Consider the following 22,915-nt stretch of genomic DNA (forward strand, 5'->3'; position numbering starts at 1 on the left):
ACAGAAACCTCGGAAATTTCTAAGCCACAAGACAATAAGCAAAGGCTCACGCTAAAACCGTGGGCCTCCTTATTCGTGGCTGGTTCTCCGAGGACCTCTGTGCGGTAAGTGAGGTTCCACGGTTTTGGCCTTTACCAAAGCTTATCGTTCAGCAGGACTCATCCAACCCAAAACGGATGAGCGCTAAAACATCATATGAAACCATTGTTGCCAAAGCCATAGCATTTATGGTATTGTTTGCCTGCAAACCCAAAATTCCCGTTTAAGATATTGCCGGGGGTGTGGGCGGGCTGTTTCTCATGCGGCTTTGCCCACTAATCCGGCAGCTCCAGGGTACGAAACACCATTTGTAAAGCTATACCTGACTCTATGCCCTGCATTTTCTCAAAAATTATTGCTTCATTTTAATGCTTAAAGTATGAAAAAAATAACGCTGGCATGCGTGCTGGCTGGCCTATGTCTTTTTGTAAATGCGCAAAATATTCCCTTACCAGGAGCTCCAAAAGAAAAATTATTTGCCGTAGGTGATACGTTACCAAATATACGATTTTACTCAATATCAGGTTCAGCGGACTCCTTTGCATTATCAGAGATATCTGCCAGGTTGATTATACTGGATATTTGGGGTGCTTATTGCATTCCCTGCCTGCGCAATTTTCCAAAAATGAATAACCTGCAAGGCCTGTTTAAGAATGACCTGAAAATATTATTACTTACAGGAAACCCGGTGCCGCCAATGGTGCAGGCCGCCGATCGTACCTTAAAAAAATTTGAGAAAGAAACGGCCATGAATTTCCAGTTATCTGCAGTATATACAGATACACTAACAACTAACCGCCTTATTTATAATACAGCAGTGCCGCATTATGTATGGTTAAATAACAAAGGTCGCATTATTGCCACAACGGATGCTGCTACTATTTCTGCTGATAATATAAGGCGCCTGCTGGCCGGGGAGGAGTTGCTATTGCCGGTATTGCCTGCCCATACGGGGAAGTTGATGCCGGATGCAATTATCACAAAAGTTGCTTTGTAAAACCTGCCTTATTTCAAAACAATCATGAAAGCTGCCGGGTCGTTATTACGAGTTTCCTGGTTTCAACTATTATAAAAAAATGAAAAAAACATACTTTTTAATTACGTTGTTGTTCACTGCATTCTATTATGCTAATGCACAGGACACGCTTTATATGTTGCGGGGAAGAGTTGCTAACCCGGAAGGTTATGCACTGGCGGGAGCTAATGTAGGCACCTTACGCAACCGGGCTACAACGGCTACAGATGCAGAAGGCAATTTTGCCCTGCAAATAGTGTTTAAAGCTGATAGCATTATCGTATCTCATACAGGCTATAACCGAGTCGTATTGCCAGTAGCACAAATGCCTGTTGAGCTGGTATTACATCCGGTTTCAGCAACAATGCAGGAAGTAGTGGTGAGCACGGGCTACCAGATAATACCTAAAGAAAGGGCTACCGGTTCATTTGAACAAATAGGGACCGGCAGGTTACAATTGCAACCGACGCCAGATATCTTAAGCCGGCTAAACGGTCTTAGCAGCATTGCTTTTGATGAAGGTGTAAACCGGCCGCCACTAACAATACGTGGTCTTAGTAGCATTAACTCCGATAAAAATCCGCTGATTGTGGTTGATCATTTTCCTTACACTGGAAATATTGCAGATATTAATCCTAACGACGTAGAATCGGTGACAATCCTGAAAGATGCGGCAGCAGCATCAATATGGGGTGTAAGAGCCGGTAATGGAGTTATTGTAATTACCACAAAAAAAGCAAAAAAAACGGGGCATTTTCAGTTATCACTGAACAGCAATCTTAGTTTTTTTGATAAACCCAACCCCCGCTTATATCGTCAATTAAGTTCATCTGATTTTATTTCGGTTGAGCAGTATTTGTTTAAAAATGGGTATCGGTTTTCAGATACTGCCAATGCAATGCGGCCCTCTTTTACCCCGATGTATGAACTGCTTTTTAAACAACGCAACGGTGCACTTACCGCAACGCAATTTCAACAACAATTGGATGCGTTAAAGAGCAAGGATGTGATGCGTGATTTCGAAAATCTTATTTACAGAAGTGCTTTTTTTCAACAATATGGTTTAAGCCTGGGTGGCGGCACCGAAAAGCTGGCCTATCATTTTGCAGGAAGTTACGATAAAAACCGCACGGAAGTGGACGGTAAGTATAGCCGCTTAAGCTTTCGGGCCGACAACACTTTTTCACCACTAAAAAATATACAATTTAATACGGGTGTTACATTTACGCAAACCAATACTGTTTCTGGAATGCCGGGCTACCAGGAGTTACGGCAGGGATTGTACCCTTATGCGCAACTGGCAGATGAGGGAGGAAATGCATTACCACTTTACAAATATTACAGGCAGCCCTATATCGACACTTTTGGCGCCGGCAAGCTGCTTGATTGGAAATACTACCCACTGGATGAAGCCCGGTACAACACTAGTAAAGTAAAACGCCAACATTTGATTGCCAATATTGGCGCCAATATATTTTTGACGCATGATTTAAGTGCTCAGGTGCAATACCAGTATGAACAACAGGATGAAGTTGGCGTTAACCTGAAAGAAGCGGAAAGTTTTTTTTCGAGAGATTTGATAAACAAGTTTTCCCGGCTGAACCGGCAAACCGGGCAGGTGACTTATATTGTACCTAATGGGGCTATAAAAGACGAATCGACAACAAAGTTAAATACACATAATCTGCGCGGGCAGTTCCTGTACAACAAAGCATGGGGCAACCACAGCTTGAATGGGCTCGTGGGCGGAGAATTACGCCAGTTGCAAACAAACGGAAATAGCTCCAGAGTATATGGCTTCGATCCTGCTACTTTGACGTTTGCGGAGGTCGATTTCGCAAATTCATATCCAACACTGATACCGGGATCTAACAGCTTTATCCCCGATAATACCGGGTTTAAAGAGATGACAAACCGGTTTGTATCCATTTATGCAAATGGCGCTTATACTTATAAACAACGCTACCAGTTGTCTGCAAGTGCACGGCGTGATGCCTCGAACCTTTTTGGTGTTGTTACGAATGATAAATGGACCCCTTTGTGGTCTACAGGGGCTTCATGGCATATCAGTGAAGAACCCTTTTGGAATAAAGAATTGGTTCCTCTTTTAAAATTGCGTGTTACCTATGGTATCAGCGGCAATGCTGACCTCAATCGTTCGGCGGTAACGACCCTCCGTTACTTTGCTAATGGGCGCTATACTAATTTTCCTTCAGCAATCATAAACCAGTTTCCCAATCCCCAATTACGGTGGGAGAAAATAAAAATGTTTAATGTGGGGCTCGACTTTGCATTCGCAGGCAGCCGGTTCAGCGGCAGTATAGACCATTATAGAAAAAAAGGTAGCGACCTCCTGGGAGCAGCGGCTGTAGACTGGACGTCTACCGGGCAAAATCAACTTACGTACAATATTGCTAATATGAAGGGTAGCGGGTGGGATCTGGTTTTAAAAGGCATACCGGTGCAAAGGGAATTTACCTGGCAAACCGATTTTCTTTTAAGCCTTGTAAAAACGAAGGTTACCAAATACTTTACTTCTATGGGAGCTGCATCAAGTTATACAAACGATGGAAATAAAATTAGCCCATTAGAGGGGCACCCCGTTTACGGACTGGTGAGCTTTAAATGGGCTGGCCTTGATCCAGAAACCGGGAGCCCAATGGGGTTTGAAGGTACTACTGTCAGCAAAAATTATGCAGCCATTATGGCGCAACCCTATTCCAGCCTTGTTTTTAGTGGCAGCGCCACACCTACCTGTTTTGGAAACCTGTTGAACACATTTAGCTATAAAAACTTAAGTATTACGGCAAATATTCAATTTAGGTTTGGCTATTTCTATCGCAAACCCTCTATAAACTATACCCAATTATTTCAGAACGCGATCGGAGATATAGATTATACCCGTCGTTGGCAAAAGCCAGGGGATGAGCAATATACAAATGTACCGTCATTAGTTTATCCAATACCCTCAGGGAGAGATCAGTTTTATAGTTTTTCTGAAGTACTGGTGGAAAAGGCAGATAACATCCGGCTGCAGTTGGTTCAATTGGGCTATGACGTAATATCGCATGGTTTGAAACGGCAGGGCATTTCAAAACTGAAATTATTTGCCGGAATGAACAATATCGGAATACTCTGGCGCGCCGGTGACCGTACCATTGACCCCGATTATCCGGGCGTTCTTTCGCCGGTAAGAACTACAACAGTTGGTTTTCAACTTAATTTTTAAAACAACTAAGAATATGAACTATCATAAACTTTTTTTGATCGTCACCAGTATCGTTTTATTTACTTCGATTACTGGTTGCAAAAAATACCTCGATTATAAACCTGATAAGCGGTTGGCTACCCCCCAAACCGGCAAAGATTTGCAGGCGTTATTAGATAATGACAATATAATGAATAATTACAGCTCGGGTGTGGGAGAAGCCAGTGCCGATGATTATTTTTTGTTGCCGGCTGACTGGAAGTCTTTGGGAACCGAAGGGGAGCGCAACAGCTATATTTGGGGAGATGAATTGTTTTACAATAATGCCTCAAACCAATGGTCCTCGATATACCAGGGTGTATATACAGCAAATGTTGTATTGGAGAATGTGCCATCCGTTGCTGTTTTGAATGAAACAGAACGCAATGCGATTATGGCGAGTGCGCTGTTTTACAGGGGAAATGCCTTTTTCAAAGTTGCCGCTGCTTGGGCGCCGGCTTACGATGCCGCAACGGCTAACCGGGATATGGGTATTCCGTTACGTTTGAACGCGGATTTCAATCAACCCTCTGTAAGAAGCACAGTAGAGGAAACCTATCAACAAATAACCGGAGATCTGAAAAAAGCCGTGCCGGGTTTACCAGGTAATGCCTTGCATCCTATGCGTCCGTCTAAAGCAGCCGCTTATGGTTTGCTGGCACGGGTATACCTTGCGATGCGTAATTATGAAGCCGCCGGTCGTTACGCCGATTCCTGCCTGCAGTTGAATAGCCGGCTAATGGATTTCAATAAACTGAATGCCGCCATTCCTTATCCTATCAGTATGTTCAATGAGGAAACCATTTTCTATATGGGCAACGGATATTTGCCGGTAGCTAATTTTATTGCAAAAATAGATTCAACATTATATAATTCCTACGAATTAAATGATTTAAGAAAAACGATTTATTATAAAATGAATAAGGATGGGTCTCATGGTTTTTACGGTACTTATACAAGCAGCGTGCAATTGTTCACAGGCATTGCTACAGATGAGCAATATCTTATAAAAGCAGAATGCCTTGTAAGAGGGGGCAAAATACCGGAAGGCCTGGCTGTATTGAATGACCTTTTAAAAACCAGGTACCAAACCGGTAGTTTCATGTTATATACAAATATGAATGGGCCCGCCGCATTGCAGCTTATTCTGAAAGAGCGGCGCAAGGAGCTTGTAATGCGTGATCTGCGCTGGCAGGATATAAAGCGATTAAATAAGGAAGGCGCATCGATTTCAATAAAGCGGGTATTGGATGATGCTACTTATTTTCTTGAAGCGAATTCTCCCAGATTTGCATTGCCATTGCCAGCTTATGTCATAAAAATGACCGGTATGCAACAAAACCCCAGGTGAGTAGATGATAAGGAGCGTGTCTCAAAAAGGTTTTAGGAGGCGTTGATAATCGCATAGTTGATTTTGCTTTCCATCTCCCCGAATAAAAAGAGGCTGTCTCGGACTTTTGAGACAGCCTCTTTATTTTAATTGCTGCCTCTCTTGATGGTCGAAAATTCAACTTCGTCAACCATCGGGTCTTTGCCGTCTAAGTTTGGCTGAGAAGTGTTGGCCGGATCTGCTTCCGCTTGAATTTGACAAACGGTAGTGCTACTAAGACCACAGGAAAGATGGGTGGGAGTAGCAGTGCCTAAGGAGTAATTGGACGCTACAGTTTCCTGCCCGGCGGGGCCATTATAATCCCAGTATACTGTGTTAATTTTTTTGTTTCTTGTATTCGTTGCAAACACTCCCACCGCAACCAATAGGATTGCTACTAAAGGCAGGAACCATTTTAATTTAGTCATGTGCTTCGTTTTAAAATTTGTTTGTAAAAAGATTTGAACAAGCTCGTTTTACTGCGCAGTAAGTAAAAGCCGGTTGCCGCGGCATTTATTTTTATGCCATGGCAGGTTTAGGAAAGGATGCCTACTTTTTTATACAGGTTTTCAGCGATGCCTGATGGTTAATAAACTCATCACAAAGATGTACTGTAGAAGTCCCGGAAACAATATCAGATATAGTATATCTAAACCAGTATTGTTTGGTAACGATCTGTTCCGTACAGTTGCTGTTATGGGGTATAAATTCCATGCAGCACAGCAAACATGCTTAGCGAAACATTGTTGTTAGTACCGGTTTTATCCATGAGGTTTTGGCGGTACTTTTGTATAGTGTTGCAGGAAAGGCCCAGTTCTGCTGCAATTTGCGGGCTCTTTTTCCCCTGGCAGACACCCAGCAGCACTTCCTTTTCATGAGCGGCAAAAAAGCCGGGCGACAAAACCGGTAACCTGTTTTTAATAACGCCATTCCGCACCATTTCCTGCAGTTTAATAGTAATGGCGCTACAGAAGAAAGAAGAATTGGTCATTATGGTGTTAATGGCCAGCTCAAGGTTGTCGCCCGATTCGTCTTTTAAAATATAGCCGCTAGCGCCCGCGCTTACCATATCCATAATAAGCCCGTAATCCTGGTATTGACTTAAGGCCAGTACTTTTATATGCGGGTATATTTCTTTGATGATGCGGGTAGCCTCAATACCATCCATTTCCGGCATGCGGATATCTGTAATAATTACATCAGGTTCCAGTTTGCCGGTTAGCTCTACCAGCTCACGGCCGTTTTGGGCATTGCCGCAAATGGTAAGCGCCGGGCGGCCCTGTAAGCCAACAAAAAGGGCTTCGCGGCAGTGTGGCTGATCATCGGCTATCAGGATCCTGTAGGGTTTTGCTGGGGGCATTGTATAAGATTTTAAGGTTAACGAAAGGGTACTTGCAATTGAAAATGGATCCCTTTTTCTTTTACCAGTTCCAGGCAGCCGCCCATTAGCAAAGCGCGATGTTGCAGGCTTTTCATACCCAGGCCCTGGCCGTTATCAACAAACAAGGAACCTGGGCTTTTCTGCCCGTAAGTAAAATACAACATCGCTCCCTGCTGCTTTAGGCTGACGTGCACTTCATCTGCTTCCCCATGTTTAATGGTGTTTTGCACCAACTCCTGTAACATGCGGTAAAGCGAAAGAATCATATCCGGAGGTATGTTCGTGATAACTCCATAATGAAACCGGAACCGGGTGCGGCTTACCATGCGGTACTGATTTATAAAAATCCGGATGCTATTTTCCAAGCCCTGCTGCAATACACGTTCATCGTCCAGGTTATGGATCACGTCCCGCAGACGCGTGCTCAGTAGATTAAGGTTTTTATAAACACTGTTCAGTAGTAACGGGGTATCGCCCCGGTTATCACGAACGGCCTCTATTTGCCTTGAGGCCAGGGTTAGCAACGGCGCGCAGTCGTCGTGCAGGTCCATAGCAATCCGGATACGTTCTTCCCAAAGTACTTCCAATTCGTTTTTAATAGCCTGATGCCGGCTGGCGTAATAACGCCGTTGGGTGCGCACTATTAAGATCAAAAAACCGGAGCAAATGATGCCCAGGACAAAAGAGGAGATCAATGCGGGGATAAACAAATCCTGGGAGGTATACATAATACAGCAAATAAATAAATACAATTGACAAGAAAATTAATAGCCGACATAATCCCTGCTATATAATAATGCCAGCTTTCTTTGATCGAAAAATTCCAAACCTGGTATAATTCTGTCAGGAGGGCATACGAAAAATAGATGATGAAAGCCGTACAAATAAGAAAAACGGCATCCCGGTATAGTATATAGTTCACCAGCTTTATGCGGTATCCGGCAATGTAAATGCTGATGATACAAATGAGAGCTGACCGGATTATAATAAACCAGGAAAAATATTGTTCCAGACTACCTTTGCAATACCATTCAGTCAGCCAAACCAATACGAGCAATATTAATAGGATTCGAAAAACCACAGTTTGTTTCCATTGGTAAAACTGCCAAAGGGTGCAAGCTGCCAACCAGAGCGCATAAATATTGTAGCCGGTAATGTTATTGCCGTGGATTTTGATAAGCACAATGCTCACGACTTCATTTACCAGGCCGATAGTAAGCAATGCCAAAAAGGGATAATAAGCTGAAGGGATAGCGGAAAGCCGTGCCCACGCTGTAAAAGCGGGCACGGCAATAAATAAACTCATTGCTGCAATGATCGTAAAACTCAATACAAATCTGTTTTAAGGTTGATTTAACGGGCTTGGATCAGGGCACTGTGGCGGGCAGCGGATGCCGGCATCTACAACCTCTCCATCGTCCAGCGTGCCGGCTGCGGCAGGCAAAATGTCTTTATTGGAAGCGTCGGAACCTACCAGCACGGCATGCAATTTCAGTTCGGTATCCATGCCATAGTAGATGCGCAAAGCCGCGCAACCCGGCTGGGCAAGCAATGCGTCAATAGCCGCCCTGTCAAAGGTTTCACTTAAAGGCAACAAATCCTTGTTTTGAAAATCGGGTGCCAGAATAGTCTCCATGTTCTGACGATAGCGGTATGTCATGGCCGCTGCTTCGGTAAGAGGGATCTCATGTTTCATCGTACAAGCTTTTAGGGTTTAAAAGCACTAAGTTCTACCATGGGAAATTCATTACCTATATCAAAATTGGTATAGGCGCAAATTTTTTGGGTATACTTTTAGGCTGATATAACCAAAGGGCACTGATGTGCGCAATATAGTGATTATAGCCCTACCGGCCGCTCACTCAACCCGATGACAAATGCTGTGACTTGTTTTTGTGAAAATAAAAGTGGACTGATGAATTAGGATTTCTTTGGGTCAATGAAATAGGGGACGATTAAACCATGATCAGGCAGATAAAGGTAATTTAGAATCTTATTACCCAGGCAGGCGCTTCGCCGGTTCAGCCTTGGCTATTCTTATTATCTCAGGTGGCTACTGCGGTTTTGAAAAAGGACTGTTTGAAAAATAATTTTCGAAATTTTTAAAAACAAATTTGGCAGTTTGAAAAAAGCCGTTATCTTTGCAGTCCCAAATCAAACAGTAAGATTCAAAAATGGCTGTCAAGTTCTTCATATACAGATAGTTAGGTAAAAAAATCTTTAAAAAATTTAGAAATAAATTTGGCAGATTAAAATAGAGCGCTTAACTTTGCAATCCCAAATCGAACGACAGGGTTTGAAAACAACAAAAAGTTCTTTAGAAAAAGCTGATAATGACTGTTAGGGTCGATCTGGATCGAATCTAGGTTATCAACAAGAGATCGGGTGAATAATTTTCAAATTTTCAAATTTGCGCATTATCACATTGGTCAAAGTTCTTTGAAAGTATGGAAGCAATAGCACAATCTACATCTCCGCAGTGATGCGGAGAGAACAGAAAGGTAAGTCAAGCGAAAATTAAAATTCGATTTGACACGTTAATTTAAGAACGCTCGACGCGAGTCGAGCGTTACTTTGAAGTTAAACGGTCAGTATCAAAACTCATTTACAACGGAGAGTTTGATCCTGGCTCAGGATGAACGCTAGCGGCAGGCTTAATACATGCAAGTCGAGGGGCAGCGCGGGTAGCAATACCTGGCGGCGACCGGCAAACGGGTGAGGAACACGTACACAACCTTCCTTTAAGTGGAGGATAGCCCAGGGAAACTTGGATTAATACTTCGTAACATGTTGTTGAGGCATCTCAATAATATTATAGTGGCAACACGCTTAAAGACGGGTGTGCGTATGATTAGATAGTTGGTGTGGTAACGGCGCACCAAGTCAACGATCATTAACTGGTGTGAGAGCACGACCAGTCACACGGGCACTGAGACACGGGCCCGACTCCTACGGGAGGCAGCAGTAAGGAATATTGGTCAATGGAGGGAACTCTGAACCAGCCATGCCGCGTGGAGGATGAAGGTCCTCTGGATTGTAAACTTCTTTTATCTGGGGCGAAAAAGGGGCTTTCTAGCTCAACTGACGGTACCAGATGAATAAGCACCGGCTAACTCCGTGCCAGCAGCCGCGGTAATACGGAGGGTGCAAGCGTTATCCGGATTCACTGGGTTTAAAGGGAGCGTAGGTGGGTTGGTAAGTCAGTGGTGAAATCTCCGGGCTTAACTCGGAAACTGCCATTGATACTATCAGTCTTGAATATTGTGGAGGTTAGCGGAATATGTCATGTAGCGGTGAAATGCATAGATATGACATAGAACACCAATTGCGAAGGCAGCTGGCTACACATATATTGACACTGAGGCTCGAAAGCGTGGGGATCAAACAGGATTAGATACCCTGGTAGTCCACGCCCTAAACTATGGATACTCGACATTTGTGATACACAATAAGTGTCTGAGCGAAAGCATTAAGTATCCCACCTGGGAAGTACGATCGCAAGATTGAAACTCAAAGGAATTGGCGGGGGTCCGCACAAGCGGTGGAGCATGTGGTTTAATTCGATGATACGCGAGGAACCTTACCTGGGCTAGAATGCGAGTGCCGTACCGTGAAAGCGGTATTTCTAGCAATAGACACAAAGCAAGGTGCTGCATGGCTGTCGTCAGCTCGTGCCGTGAGGTGTTGGGTTAAGTCCCGCAACGAGCGCAACCCCCATCACTAGTTGCCATCAGGTAACGCTGGGAACTCTAGTGAAACTGCCGTCGTAAGACGCGAGGAAGGAGGGGATGATGTCAAGTCATCATGGCCTTTATGCCCAGGGCTACACACGTGCTACAATGGGAAGGACAAAGGGTTGCCACCTGGTGACAGGGAGCTAATCCCAAAAACCTTCTCTCAGTTCGGATCGCAGTCTGCAACTCGACTGCGTGAAGCTGGAATCGCTAGTAATCGTATATCAGCAATGATACGGTGAATACGTTCCCGGACCTTGCACACACCGCCCGTCAAGCCATGAAAGCCGGGTGTACCTGAAGTCGGTAACCGTAAGGAGCTGCCTAGGGTAAAACTGGTAATTGGGGCTAAGTCGTAACAAGGTAGCCGTATCGGAAGGTGCGGCTGGAATACCTCCTTTTTAGAGCAACACTTACCTGTTGCTATTGCTTCCTGATCTTTCAAACTTATTTATCGATGGACTATGGTCAATGGACCATGGACTACAAAAAAAGTTCTTTACATAAGACCTGATGGCCAATTTGAGAACGGCATCTAAAGCCAACGGCAATTAGCACATTAGCTAATTATCACATTGGCCCATTAGTTAGATAGATCCGTAGCTCAGCCTGGTTAGAGCACTACACTGATAATGTAGGGGTCACCAGTTCAAATCTGGTCGGGTCTACCAAAAATGCTGAAGGCTAAAAGCTGAACGCCAAACGCCAGAAAGCGTTAAGCATTAAGCGTTGAGCTTTCTGCCCAGAATGGGGGTTAGCTCAGTTGGCTAGAGCATCTGCCTTGCACGCAGAGGGTCATCGGTTCGACTCCGATATCCTCCACAAGAAATTTTGAAAGCTAAATGTAAAATTTAGGATTTAAAATTAGTTCTTTAAATAATAGATGTCCGTTTCGGTAGTATCGAAAGCGTACAGGTTCGTAATCTGAACATCTACATTTTCAATTTATTATTTTATATTTTAAATTGAATAGAGTTCTTTGACATATTGGAAAACAAAAACTGTTAGGAGAGTACCTAACAAATTCGATCGCAAATTTGATCATCACACTATAATTTATTATGGTTGGTCTGAAGAAATGTGGTCGGGTAACAATCTACAATTAAACTAAAAATCAAGTCCAGCAGAGATGCTGGCCTCATATTAATTAAGTTTAACAACTTTTTTAAAGCAATTAAGGGCGTATGGTGGATGCCTAGGGTCTGAGAGGCGATGAAGGACGTGGTAAGCTGCGATAAGCTCGGGGGAACTGCACACAAGTATTATATCCCGAGATTTCCGAATGGGACAACCTGCTATACTGAAGGTATAGCACTCAGCAATGAGAGCCAACCCGGAGAACTGAAACATCTAAGTACCCGGAGGAAAAGAAAATAAACGAATGATTCCCTAAGTAGTGGCGAGCGAACAGGGAAGAGCCTAAACCAGCTTCGCGTGCGGAGCTGGGGTTGTAGGACTACTTTTAGAAATCGTTATCAAGCAGAATCTTTTGGAAAATTGAGCCAAAGCGGGTGATAGCCCCGTAAGCGGAAATTAACGAGGACGTGTAGTATCCTGAGTAGGGCGGGACCGGAGGAATCCTGCTTGAATCTGCCAGCACCATCTGGTAAGGCTAAATACTCCTCAGACACCGATAGTGAACCAGTACCGTAAGGGAAAGGTGAAAAGCACCCTGAATAAGGGAGTGAAATAGTACCTGAAACCGTACGCCTACAAGCGGTCGGAGTCCGCCTTTGGCGGATGACGGCGTGCCTTTTGCATAATGAGCCTACGAGTTACTCCTCACTGGCGAGGTTAAGTTTTGATAAAACGGAGCCGTAGCGAAAGCGAGTCCAAATAGGGCGCTTAGTCAGTGGGGGTAGACGCGAAACTTTGTGATCTATCCATGGTCAGGTTGAAGGTGTGGTAACACACACTGGAGGACCGAACCCGTTGACGTTGAAAAGTCTTGGGATGAACTGTGGATAGGGGTGAAAGGCCAATCAAACTGAGAGATAGCTCGTTCTCCCCGAAATGTTTTTAGGAACAGCCTCGGATTTTAGAAGTGTACTAGAGGTAGAGCTACTGATTGGGCTAGGGGGCTTCACCGCCTACCAAACCCTGACAAACTCCGAATGCTAGTACATATCTCCGGGAGTGAGGCTGTGGGCGCTAAGGTCCATGGCCGAGAGGGAAATAACCCAGAATAGCAGCTAAGGTCCCCAATACATGGTTAAGTTAGACAAACGATGTGAAATTTCTATAACAGCCAGGATGTTTGCTTGGAAGCAGCAATTCATTTAAAGAGTGCGTAACAGCTCACTGGTCGAGAGATTCTGCGCGGAAAATAATCGGGTATTAAACCATGAACCGAAGCTCTATGATTGTCCGCCTCGGCGGATACATCGGTAGGGGAGCATTGAAACGGCGACGAAGGTGTGTGGCGACGCATGCTGGAGCGGTTTCAAAAGAAAATGTAGGCATAAGTAACGATAAATAAGGTGAAAAACCTTATCGCCGAAAGTCTAAGGGTTCCTGATCAACGTTAATCGGATCAGGGTTAGCCCGGTCCTTAGTCAAACCCGAAAGGGGTAGACGATGGAAAGCAGGTTAATATTCCTGCGCCTGCTATGCATTAAAAGTGACGGAGCATGTTAGCTGCCTAGTCTGACGGATTAGACGAGTGGAACCTTCGGGTGAAACGCAGCAGTGAGAGTGCTTCCAAGAAAAGCGAGCATAGCAGCCGGTACCGCAAACCGACACAGGTAGACGGGATGAGTATTCTAAGGCGCTCGGGTGAGCCGTGGAGAAGGAACTAGGCAAATTGATGCTGTAACTTCGGGATAAAGCATACCACAGCGATGTGGTCTCAGTAAAATGGTTCAACCAACTGTTTAACAAAAACATAGGGCCCTGCAAAATCGAAAGATGACGTATAGAGCCTGATACCTGCCCGGTGCTGGAAGGTTAAGGAAGGGTGTTCGACGCAAGTCAAAGCTCCTGACTGAAGCCCCAGTAAACGGCGGCCGTAACTATAACGGTCCTAAGGTAGCGAAATTCCTTGTCGGGTAAGTTCCGACCTGCACGAATGGTCTAATGAGTTGAACGCTGTCTCCTCCACGAGCCCGGTGAAATTGTAGTATCGGTGAAGATGCCGGTTACCCGCCACGGGACGGAAAGACCCCGTGAACCTTCACTACAACTTTGCATTGATTTTGAATTACGGATGTGTAGCATAGTTGGGACGCTATGAAGCAGTGGCGCTAGCCATTGTGGAGCGGTCGTTGAAATACCAACCTTCTTTGATTTAGAATCTAATGACGCGAGTCACACAGTGCATGGTGGGTAGTTTGACTGGGGTGGTCGCCTCCTAAAGAGTAACGGAGGCTTGCAAAGGTTCCCTCAGTACGGTTGGTAATCGTACGCAGAGCGCATTAGTATAAGGGAGCTTGACTGTGAGACAAACAGGTCGAGCAGGGACGAAAGTCGGCTAAAGTGATCCGGCGGTTCTGTATGGAAGGGCCGTCGCTCAAAGGATAAAAGGTACTCCGGGGATAACAGGCTGATCTCCCCCAAGAGCTCATATCGACGGGGAGGTTTGGCACCTCGATGTCGGTTCGTCACATCCTGGGGCTGGAGAAGGTCCCAAGGGTTCGGCTGTTCGCCGATTAAAGTGGCACGTGAACTGGGTTCAGAACGTCGCAAGACAGTTCGGTCCCTATCTGTGGTGGGCGTTAGTAAATTGAGAGGACATGACCTTAGTACGAGAGGACCGGGTCGTACGTACCGCTGGTGTATCAGTTGTGCCGCCAGGTGCAATGCTGAGTAGCTAAGTACGGACAGGATAAACGCTGAAAGCATCTAAGCGTGAAACCTGCCTCAAGATGAGTTTACTTTTAAGGGCCGTCAGAGACTATGACGTTGATAGGCTACAGGTGTAAAGGTGGTAACATCAAAGCCGAGTAGTACTAATTGCCCGTACGCTTTAATTTTTTAAATTGTGTTATGTATAAACTCCTGACAGTTTTTCCAATATGTTATATTATTACCTCACCTAACCTCTCCTAAAGGAGAGGGATAAAGCGAGAAAGATTTTATGGTGGTTTTTCCAAGGGTGTTCACCTCTTCCCATACCGAACAGAGAAGTTAAGCCCCTTATGGCCGATGGTACTGCACCACAATGCGGGAGAGTAGGTAGCTGCCATTCTTATTGAACCCTTCAGTTTTTTACTGGAGGGTTTTTTTATGCCCATAGGTGAACAGGCCGCGTCCACCGCCCCGATAACGCACCGTAGCGGGGCGGCGGACGCCCTGTATGTTCAGCCGGACGAAACAAAAAAAACTGGCCAATATTTTTTGACGCCCTAACGAAAAATGGCTTCTTTGCAGAAATGCTGGGATGATAACAATAGCTCCCTCTTCCCGCAGTTGAACATTATCCCGTATAAACCCTAATTTTATATGTTGGTAATAATGATTGGTTGTTTGCTTTAACATTAAAATTAAATGGCAGGGAAACTGGTAAATAAAAATAAGCATCTTTCGAGGATAGAACAGGTTGTTGAATTCATTAGAAAAGGAATAGAAAAGGAACAATTTAAGTTTAATGATCAGCTTCCTACTATAAATAAATTCAGTGCAGACTATAGCGTGGCACGGGATACGGTGGAGAAAGCCTATGGTTTATTGAAACGGAGCGGATATATCCAATCGGTGCCGGGCAAGGGCTATTTTGTTGCGGCAAGGAAAAAGGATCAGTTGCGGATATTACTTGTTTTGAATAAGCTTAGCGCCTATAAAAAAATCGTTTACAATAGTTTTGTAAAAGCGCTTGGAGAAAAGGCCTGGGTTGATTTACAAGTGCATCACTATAATTTTGGACTGTTAAAGGAGATTATTGAATCTAAAATTGGCCAGTACCACTATTACGCCATCATGCCGCATTTTGATGGTAAGCTAAAGCAAAGCGACCTTATTAAGATTTTGAAGAGTATACCAGAAGATGAATTGGTGATGCTTGACAAGCGGGTAAAAGGTTTAAAAAGCGACTGCATTGAGGTGTTTCAGGATTTTGAAAATGATATTTATAAAGCATTGGTGTCAGCAAAAGAGATTTTAGCAAAGTACACCGGATTGTCAATTATACTAAGGGCGGATAGTTTGCATCCTAAAGAGATCATTGACGGCGCAAAAAAGTTTTGCGAACAAACAGGAAGAAAATTTGATGTATTATCCGGATTGGAAGAGGAAACCTTGACACCGGGTAAAGTTTATATAGATACTTCGGAATCGGATTTGGCGGTGCTTTTAAAGAAGGCAAAAGAACAGGGTCTGCAACCGGGCAGAGATATAGGAGTTATATCCTTTAACGAGACGGCCCTGAAAGATCTATTGAATATTACCGTGATTACAACAGATTTTGCAGCGATGGGTACGAAAGCCGCAGAATGCATTTTAAACAATAAAAAGGAAAAAGTCGCTAACCCGTTTTATATGATCAGGCGGAGTTCGGTTTGAACCAGGCCTGCTTAGCTCTATTTTCAGAAAATATACTGTTAATTCCCTATTGAACGTCTGCTTGCGGCGGGAAAGGCGGCTGTTTTAACGCTTGTTGTGATAATATTCCGGATCGAGTTGCTCCTTGTATTCCGGGTGTCTTCTGATAAAGCCTGCTACAAACGGACAATAAACCATCACCGACTTTTTTATTTCTTTGGCATAGCGAAACGCTTCTTCGGCAAGCGCGCTGGCAATGCCCTTATCACCCAGCAACTCCGGAACAAAAGTATGCATGAATGCGATGCTGCGTTTATAAAAACGATAGGTCAGGTATGCTTTTTGACCTTCAGATTCTATTTCAAACTGTTGTTCCCTGGAATTATTTACTATTTGCATCATTCATTTTCATTTTAAGATAACGAATTCTTTTTTAGATCGTTTTTTGAAATGATTTGGACGGCTGTAAAAATAAAACCTTGCAAATCAAAATATTTGCAAGGTTTCAATTGGATTTGATATCCCTTTTTGTCGGGATGACTGGTCGCGAAATTACTCCCTAATATTATGATTTATACCAACTTGTAAATTGGTATCAAAAAATACTCACCGATTTACTCACTGATTTATTACAAATAAAGAACTTAGTGCAAATAAAACTTTTATCCCTCTTCAAATGCCATTTTTGTCTTCGAAATTGACAGGAATGATATCAAAAACAGCGGTTAAAATTATTTTAGACAGTAACATTTTAAAATTTCCGTCATTTTGATAGCGCAAGTCAACTTCTTTTTCACTTAACATATAGCACAATCATTAAGGTTCAAACAATTTTTATCGCTCCTAAAAAAACGGAGTTGCCGTCTTTTTCGGCTAACTATACCGTGTCAGTATAAGGCTTTTTTCGAATATATCTAAGGTTGAGTTTACAAAATGTCAATTGCTAACAGACTAATAATATCACGGCGATAATCAGAAATTAATTATTATTCAAAAGCCTGGTTATATTTGTTCTTCATCCTTGATCTGCTATAATGTGTAAGTTGAAGCGCTTATTTACTGTCATATTCCCATTCCTGGTAACAGGCGCTGCAATGGCTCAATTGCCTGTAAGTAAATTAGGAGTTGAGCAGGGGTTGTCCAATGAAACCATTCGTTCTATCTATCAGGACAAAAAAGGGTTTATGTGGTTTGGCACATTAGATGGTCTCAATCGTTTTGATGGTTATTCCTTCAAAGTGTACCAAAATAAATTCGGGGATACCACTTCCTTGTTAAGTAATGTTATTTACGGGATAACCGAGGATCATCAGGGGAACCTTTGGTTGGGTACCCGCCTGGGCGTATGCCGGCTGGATCCGTTGCGTAATATTTTCCGGACGGTATATTATCAGAATGTCATAGAGCATAAAACCATCCGTTTAGACAGGGATGTTATTAAAACAATTGCGTGCGATGTGCGGAATAATATATTGATTGCAACAGAGCTCAAAGGGCTTATGATCTGCCCAGAGGCTTCGCTTGAAGCTGTTCAGATTCCGTTTCAGGATTCAGTTGGCAGAAAATTATACCATTATGGAGTGCAGGCTTTGGGCTTCGATAAATTTGGGCGCACCCTGGCTTTTGTTCAGGGAAAAGGTATCTGTAATCTTAATTATAAAGACCGGTCGCTGACATTGCTGAACGGGACCATAAAATATGTTAACAACATTCTGGCAGACGGCAATATATTGTGGGCTGCTACAAACGAGGGCATTTACACCTACGACCTAACGGCGAACAAAGTGACAAAGCCCCTCATTAAGCTCAATGCCGATATTGCCATGGCCGTTGCCGTTGACTCCCCGAATCATTTGTTCATTGCCACTATGGGCGGCGGTCTCAATATTTATGATCCATTACAGGGGAAGATGCATTACCAGCCGGGCGGCGATGGGCTCAATGACCTGTCAAGCAGTGGTATTTATTCGTTATATAAAGACAGGGAGGGGCGTTTGTGGATCGGCACAAGAAGGGGCGGTATTAATGTCCTGGACGGGAATCGGAGCAAATTCGTTACCATAAGGCATGAGCCGGGAAATAGTAATAGCTTATCTGGCAATTTTATTACATCGGTAGCTGAGCTGGCCAATGGCAACCTGCTGGTGGCAACAGAGGATAACGGCTTAAACCTGCTGGATAAAAGCACCGGTCGTTTTATCCATTACAGATATGATACAGCAAATCCCAATTCCATAGCGAGCGACAACATTAATAATATTACTATTGATCACCTGGGTAATATATGGCTGGCTACGTTTACGAACGGTATTTGCCGGTTGTTGCCCGGAACCCAAACGTTTAAAAGATACACAACGGTTAATACAAAAACAGGTGTAACGAATAAAGTGTTTAATACATTTTATGAGGATCGTAATCAAACGCTGTGGGCGTCTGCATTACGCAGGGGAAGCGACATGGGGGCGCTCTATCGTTATAACCGGGAGAAAGATGATTTTGAATTATTCGACGACCGCCTATCAGATCTGTTTTCATTAAACGAAGACCAGGAGGGAAATTTCTGGGGCGGCGGGATCACGGACCTGGTAAAGATTGACCGGGTAAATCACCGGCACCAGTTTTTCTATATTGGGCAGTTCATTCGTACGATTACGGATGACGGGGCGGGGCATTTATGGCTGGGAACAGAAGGGGGTGGATTGGTCTTATTCGACCGGAAACAACAGCAAATCATTGCCCGTTATACTACAACGGAAGGACTGAGCAATAACAGCATTTTCTCCACCCTGCCCGATAGTAAAGGGAATCTTTGGCTGGGGACCTTTAACGGCTTGTCAAAATTCAATCCGGAACAGCACCGTTTTAAAAACTATTATCGCAGTGACGGGCTCGAAAGCGACCAGTTTCATTTTAATGCCGCGGCCCGGCTGCATGACGGCGCATTTATTTTTGGGGGTATTAATGGATATAACCTTTTCTTCCCCGATAGTGTTGGAAGTCACAGCGGCAATGCACCGCTGCATATTACAGGTATCGTAGTGGATGGTAAATCGATTGCATTGATGCCGGATTATATCCGCAAAACAGGAGGCGGAACAATTACGGCTATTGCGGTTCCCTACAATAATGCAGTATTTACCTTCAACTTTGCCGCCCTCGAATATTCAGTTCCCAACAAGATATCCTATGCTTATATGATGGATGGATGGGATAAGGATTGGAGTTATGCAGGCAATAATCACACTGCCAGCTATACGCATCTCAGGGAGGGGCGCTATGTGTTTCGCGTGAAAAGTACCGACAGGAATGGCAACTGGAAAAACGAGATCGCCGTTGTTGTAAGGGTGTTCCCGCCCTGGTACCGCAGTTGGTGGGCCTATCTTATTTATATAGCCATTGCCTGTGCGCTTATTTATAGTTATCTGAAATACCGCTCAAGGCAGGCACAATTAAAATATGAGGTCGATTTGCAAAAAGTGGAAGTGCAGCGGCAAAAGGCCGAGCGGGAGAGAGCCGCGGTAGCGCTGGCTCTTGAAAAAGCAGAACATGAAAAGGATGCTGCCGAACTGGAAACTGAGCGTACTCAAAGGGCGCTGGAGCAGTCGGAGCGGGAAACGGAAAAAGCTATTGCAGATAAGGAGCGGGAGGTGGCCGAACGCCGCGCGTCCTTCTTCACCCATATTTCCCACGAGTTCAGAACGCCCCTGACGCTGATCATTAATCCCATTAAAGATATACTGGAAAAAAGCGCACTATTGCCCGAAAAAGAGGAAAGGGAAATGGAAATTGTGTACCGGAATGCCCGCAGGATGCTGAGCCTCACTACCCAGCTGTTACTATTCCGCAGAGAGGAAAGCGGCTGGGATAAAATACATCCGGCTAAACTGGAACTGGTGGAACTTTGTAAAGAGATCTATTTATGCTTTGTGCAGCAGGCTCAGGCGAAAAATATCAGCTATCAATTTAACTGTACTGAAGCGGAAATTGAGCTTTACGCAGACAGGGAAAAACTTGAAATTATTTTTTATAACCTGTTGTCTAACGCGCTGAAATATACACCGGCGGAAGGCAATATTTCATTTTCAATTATCGCAGCCGCTGTTGGTGTAGACATTGTTATCGCCGATAACGGCCCGGGTATTCCCATAAACAGCGCGGAAAAAGTATTTGAAAAATTTTATCAGGCGAAAGACGCAGCCGGTGGTGGAAAACCGGGATTCGGCATTGGGTTGTACCTGGCCCGCCAGTTTGCATTGGCCCATCAGGGCGATATAAAATATACAGGCACTCCTGAAACGGGAGCTGTTTTTGAGGTTCACTTATTGAAAGGAGCCGGTCATTTTAGTGAGGAGCAATTAGGGCAGCAGGATGTTCCCGCGCCGTCAGTATTCCAGGAAATAAGGCAGGATCTGGAAGGACAGGAACCTGTGGTACCGATGCGTTCGGCTGTAACAGCAGATACCGGTGGCCTGGTTGCCAGCGAAAAACAATCGGTACTGGTTGTTGACGACGACGATACGATCAGGGAATACCTTAAACTGATTTTTGAAGAGAGGTACCAAGTGTATGACGCGGCTAACGGAACCGATGGTCTCGCCCTGGCGGGAAAACTATTGCCAGATATCATTATAACCGATATTACAATGGAAAGATTAAGTGGTATCGACCTGTGTCACAAGATCAAAGAAAGCGCGGTGCTGGGACATATTCCCGTGATATTACTTACCGGAACTTCCAGCGATGCATTAAAATTACAAGGCGTAAAACAAGGCGCAGATGATTATATCATTAAACCCTTTGACAAGGAGCTGCTTTTAGCCCGGGTGGCCAACCTGCTGAAGAATAAGAACAGCCTGCAACGCTATTTCTATAATGAAATTACCCTCACCGCGCAGGATACGAAAATTCCGGAGCAATACCGTCAATTTTTAGAAACCTGCATCCGGCTGGTGGAAGAACATCTGGATGATGATGAGTTTACTGGCAAAAAGCTGGCTGCCGCTTTAGGCATGAGCTATTCGGCGCTCACCAAAAGGGTAAAAGCCGTTTCGGGGCAGTCGCTCAATAGCTTTATCCGCTTTGTCCGTTTAAGAAAAGCCGCCCGGTTGTTTATTGATACAACTGCCAATGTGAACGAAGTGGCCACCACTATCGGCATTTTTGATGCCCGCTATTTCAGGGAGCAGTTTAGCAAGCAATTTGGGATGAACCCTTCTGAGTTTATAAAAAAATACCGCAAGCCCTTTGCTAATAAATTTACAATAAATAAAGATATCATGAATAAAGGGCAGGCCGGGTAACAGGCCTCTTTCAGCGATCCTTGCTGCAGGAATTTTAAAAAAATGTTCCGGAATAAAATTTGCGTTTTGCCAAGCCTGGCTACTTTGTGTCCTTTCTATAAGCTGATAATCAACATTTTAAAATTGGTATTTGATAATTGACATTTTTTCTAAAATGTCAGTTTACCCCCCTTTTTTTGATAACCACCCACCGTTTGTCCTTCATTTCACAGTTTAATATTGCAATCGTAGCCGCTGCATTTATCTAGCTAAATCGGTTTACCTCAAAAGCTAATAAAAAGTGCTAAACGGATTAAGTGCTGCATACTAACGATTGTTAAAATGTTCAAGAAAAAGAAATCCATACATACGATTGCGAGGGATCTGGGCGTGTCAGCCACCACCATTTCTTTCATCATCAATGGTAAGGCGAAGGAAAATCGCATCAGCAGTGAACTGATTAAGAAGGTGGAAGATCATTTAGGCCATATTAATTACAAGCCGGATATTATCGCCCAAAGCCTCAGAACGGGGAAAAGCAATCTGATTGGAATGCTGATGGAAGATATATCAGATGCTTTTTTTTCCTCCATCGCCAGAGGTGTGGAAATGGGGTTGGAGAACAGCGGCTATAAATTGCTTTTTATAAGCACCAAAAATAAGACCGCCGATGCCAGCCTTATCCTGGATTTGTTAAAAGAGCATAAGGTAGATGCCTTTATTATAGCGCCCAGTCCGGGACTGGAGCAGGAGATCTCAGAATTAATTGAATCCGGCAAACCCGTTGTTTTATACGACCGCTATTTTAAGACGCTGAACACCTGCAATATTATGATCGACAACCGGGGTGGCGCCTATATGGGCACCATGGAGCTGTTTAATAACGATTATAAAGAAGTGGCCTTTGTTACGCTGCGCTCCGACCAGGTGCAAATGGCCGACCGGTTGCTGGGATATAAGGATGCCCTGGCGCAGATCGGGCAGTCAAAAACGATCCTGCTGGAGATCCCTTATAACCTTGATATTCATCAAACCTCACTACAAATAAGAAACTTTTTTAAGAAGAATAAAACGGTGGAGGCGGTGCTGTTTGCCACCAACTACCTGGCCATAGCGGGTTTGCAGGCTTTAAAAGACCTGGGATGGGTAGTCGGAAGCGATATCGGTATAGTGGGTTTTGATGATAACGCTCATTTTAGTTTATTCTCACCTTCTGTAACAGCGGTGGCACAGCCTGTAGGGGAGATCTCCAGGGCGATCGTTCAAAATATAAGAGAAGCGCTTACAGCAGAACGGATCTGCGAACCCCGCACCATCGTATTGCCGGCGCAGCTCATCAGAAGGGAATCTTCAGTAAAACCACTAGTATAATTATT

General features: G+C 44.2%; 12 protein-coding genes, 2 tRNA genes and 3 rRNA genes. 11 read left to right on the forward strand and 6 right to left on the reverse strand.

Translation table 11 applies throughout. From position 1 onward, the window contains the following. The first annotated feature begins 664 nt into the window (after window positions 1-664). The 3 genes from NIASO_RS20275 to NIASO_RS19190 all read left to right on the forward strand — a co-directional run bounded on the left by NIASO_RS20275 (window position 665) and on the right by NIASO_RS19190 (window position 5,652). Window positions 665-1,036, forward strand: a complete 372-nt coding sequence (locus NIASO_RS20275) for a hypothetical protein (protein WP_157547271.1) — start codon at window positions 665-667, stop codon at window positions 1,034-1,036. 79 nt (window positions 1,037-1,115) lie between these two features. Then, window positions 1,116-4,283 (forward strand): SusC/RagA family TonB-linked outer membrane protein, encoded by a 3,168-nt coding sequence (locus tag NIASO_RS19185; protein WP_008582514.1) that lies wholly within the window; start codon window positions 1,116-1,118, stop codon window positions 4,281-4,283. A gap of 13 nt (window positions 4,284-4,296) precedes the next feature. Then, complete coding sequence (locus NIASO_RS19190; protein WP_008582511.1) at window positions 4,297-5,652, forward strand: RagB/SusD family nutrient uptake outer membrane protein; 1,356 nt, start codon at window positions 4,297-4,299, stop codon at window positions 5,650-5,652. 125 nt (window positions 5,653-5,777) lie between these two features. Here NIASO_RS19190 and NIASO_RS19195 read toward each other — a convergent pair whose 3' ends face one another. The 5 genes from NIASO_RS19195 to NIASO_RS19215 form a co-directional block, all read right to left on the reverse strand. After that, entirely contained in the window at window positions 5,778-6,098 is a 321-nt protein-coding gene (locus NIASO_RS19195) for a DUF6520 family protein (protein ID WP_008582509.1), read from the reverse strand. A gap of 266 nt (window positions 6,099-6,364) precedes the next feature. After that, window positions 6,365-7,030 carry a response regulator transcription factor gene (locus tag NIASO_RS19200; protein ID WP_008582508.1) on the reverse strand — a complete coding sequence of 222 codons (666 nt, stop codon included), beginning with the start codon at window positions 7,028-7,030 and terminating at the stop codon, window positions 6,365-6,367. Between the two features lie 17 nt (window positions 7,031-7,047). Next, window positions 7,048-7,779: a sensor histidine kinase gene (locus NIASO_RS19205; RefSeq protein WP_008582506.1), complete on the reverse strand. Its 732-nt coding sequence runs from the start codon at window positions 7,777-7,779 to the stop codon at window positions 7,048-7,050. Next, window positions 7,743-8,381: a hypothetical protein gene (locus NIASO_RS19210; protein ID WP_008582505.1), complete on the reverse strand. Its 639-nt coding sequence runs from the start codon at window positions 8,379-8,381 to the stop codon at window positions 7,743-7,745. The genes NIASO_RS19205 and NIASO_RS19210 overlap by 37 nt, the downstream gene beginning before the upstream one ends. A 12-nt stretch (window positions 8,382-8,393) precedes the next feature. Then, complete coding sequence (locus tag NIASO_RS19215) at window positions 8,394-8,747, reverse strand: hypothetical protein (RefSeq protein WP_008582504.1); 354 nt, start codon at window positions 8,745-8,747, stop codon at window positions 8,394-8,396. Window positions 8,748-9,658: 911 nt separating this feature from the next. Between NIASO_RS19215 and NIASO_RS19220 the strand changes: the two genes are divergently transcribed. The 6 genes from NIASO_RS19220 (at window position 9,659) to NIASO_RS19250 (ending at window position 16,281) form a co-directional block, all read left to right on the forward strand. Beyond that, window positions 9,659-11,186, forward strand: a 16S ribosomal RNA gene (locus NIASO_RS19220). Window positions 11,187-11,378: 192 nt separating this feature from the next. Further along, window positions 11,379-11,456, forward strand: a tRNA-Ile gene (locus tag NIASO_RS19225). A 78-nt stretch (window positions 11,457-11,534) separates the two neighbouring features. Then, window positions 11,535-11,607 (forward strand) — tRNA-Ala (locus NIASO_RS19230). A 342-nt stretch (window positions 11,608-11,949) separates the two neighbouring features. Beyond that, window positions 11,950-14,756, forward strand: a 23S ribosomal RNA gene (locus NIASO_RS19235). A gap of 103 nt (window positions 14,757-14,859) precedes the next feature. Continuing rightward, window positions 14,860-14,971: ribosomal RNA gene (rrf, locus tag NIASO_RS19240) — 5S ribosomal RNA — on the forward strand. The 16S, 23S and 5S rRNA genes sit together here with 2 tRNA genes alongside, the layout of an rRNA operon. Window positions 14,972-15,270: 299 nt before the next feature. Beyond that, window positions 15,271-16,281 carry a GntR family transcriptional regulator gene (locus NIASO_RS19250; RefSeq protein WP_008582503.1) on the forward strand — a complete coding sequence of 337 codons (1,011 nt, stop codon included), beginning with the start codon at window positions 15,271-15,273 and terminating at the stop codon, window positions 16,279-16,281. 84 nt (window positions 16,282-16,365) lie between these two features. Here NIASO_RS19250 and NIASO_RS19255 read toward each other — a convergent pair whose 3' ends face one another. After that, a complete protein-coding gene (locus NIASO_RS19255) occupies window positions 16,366-16,662 on the reverse strand; it encodes a GNAT family N-acetyltransferase (protein ID WP_008582501.1) in 297 nt (98 codons plus the stop codon). A gap of 641 nt (window positions 16,663-17,303) precedes the next feature. On the opposite strand from NIASO_RS19255, the gene NIASO_RS19835 reads away from it, so the two are divergent. Both NIASO_RS19835 and NIASO_RS19265 read left to right on the forward strand, forming a co-directional pair. Continuing rightward, complete coding sequence (locus NIASO_RS19835) at window positions 17,304-21,560, forward strand: hybrid sensor histidine kinase/response regulator transcription factor (protein ID WP_168128498.1); 4,257 nt, start codon at window positions 17,304-17,306, stop codon at window positions 21,558-21,560. A 321-nt stretch (window positions 21,561-21,881) separates the two neighbouring features. Continuing rightward, window positions 21,882-22,910 carry a LacI family DNA-binding transcriptional regulator gene (locus NIASO_RS19265; protein WP_008582497.1) on the forward strand — a complete coding sequence of 343 codons (1,029 nt, stop codon included), beginning with the start codon at window positions 21,882-21,884 and terminating at the stop codon, window positions 22,908-22,910. The last annotated feature ends 5 nt before the right edge of the window (window positions 22,911-22,915 follow it).

It is taken from the genome of Niabella soli DSM 19437 (assembly GCF_000243115.2).
Lineage (GTDB): Bacteria > Bacteroidota > Bacteroidia > Chitinophagales > Chitinophagaceae > Niabella > Niabella soli.

What these genes read in the sequence shown, in the direction of transcription:
- NIASO_RS19185 (WP_008582514.1), top strand. Translation starts at nt 1,116, where the DNA reads ATGAAAAAAACATACTTTTTAATTACGTTGTTGTTCACTGCATTCTAT.
- NIASO_RS19215 (WP_008582504.1), bottom strand. Translation starts at nt 8,747, where the DNA reads ATGAAACATGAGATCCCTCTTACCGAAGCAGCGGCCATGACATACCGC.
- NIASO_RS19265 (WP_008582497.1), top strand. Translation starts at nt 21,882, where the DNA reads ATGTTCAAGAAAAAGAAATCCATACATACGATTGCGAGGGATCTGGGC.
- NIASO_RS19205 (WP_008582506.1), bottom strand. Translation starts at nt 7,779, where the DNA reads ATGTATACCTCCCAGGATTTGTTTATCCCCGCATTGATCTCCTCTTTT.
- NIASO_RS19200 (WP_008582508.1), bottom strand. Translation starts at nt 7,030, where the DNA reads ATGCCCCCAGCAAAACCCTACAGGATCCTGATAGCCGATGATCAGCCA.
- NIASO_RS19195 (WP_008582509.1), bottom strand. Translation starts at nt 6,098, where the DNA reads ATGACTAAATTAAAATGGTTCCTGCCTTTAGTAGCAATCCTATTGGTT.
- NIASO_RS19250 (WP_008582503.1), top strand. Translation starts at nt 15,271, where the DNA reads ATGGCAGGGAAACTGGTAAATAAAAATAAGCATCTTTCGAGGATAGAA.
- NIASO_RS20275 (WP_157547271.1), top strand. Translation starts at nt 665, where the DNA reads ATGAATAACCTGCAAGGCCTGTTTAAGAATGACCTGAAAATATTATTA.
- NIASO_RS19255 (WP_008582501.1), bottom strand. Translation starts at nt 16,662, where the DNA reads ATGATGCAAATAGTAAATAATTCCAGGGAACAACAGTTTGAAATAGAA.
- NIASO_RS19190 (WP_008582511.1), top strand. Translation starts at nt 4,297, where the DNA reads ATGAACTATCATAAACTTTTTTTGATCGTCACCAGTATCGTTTTATTT.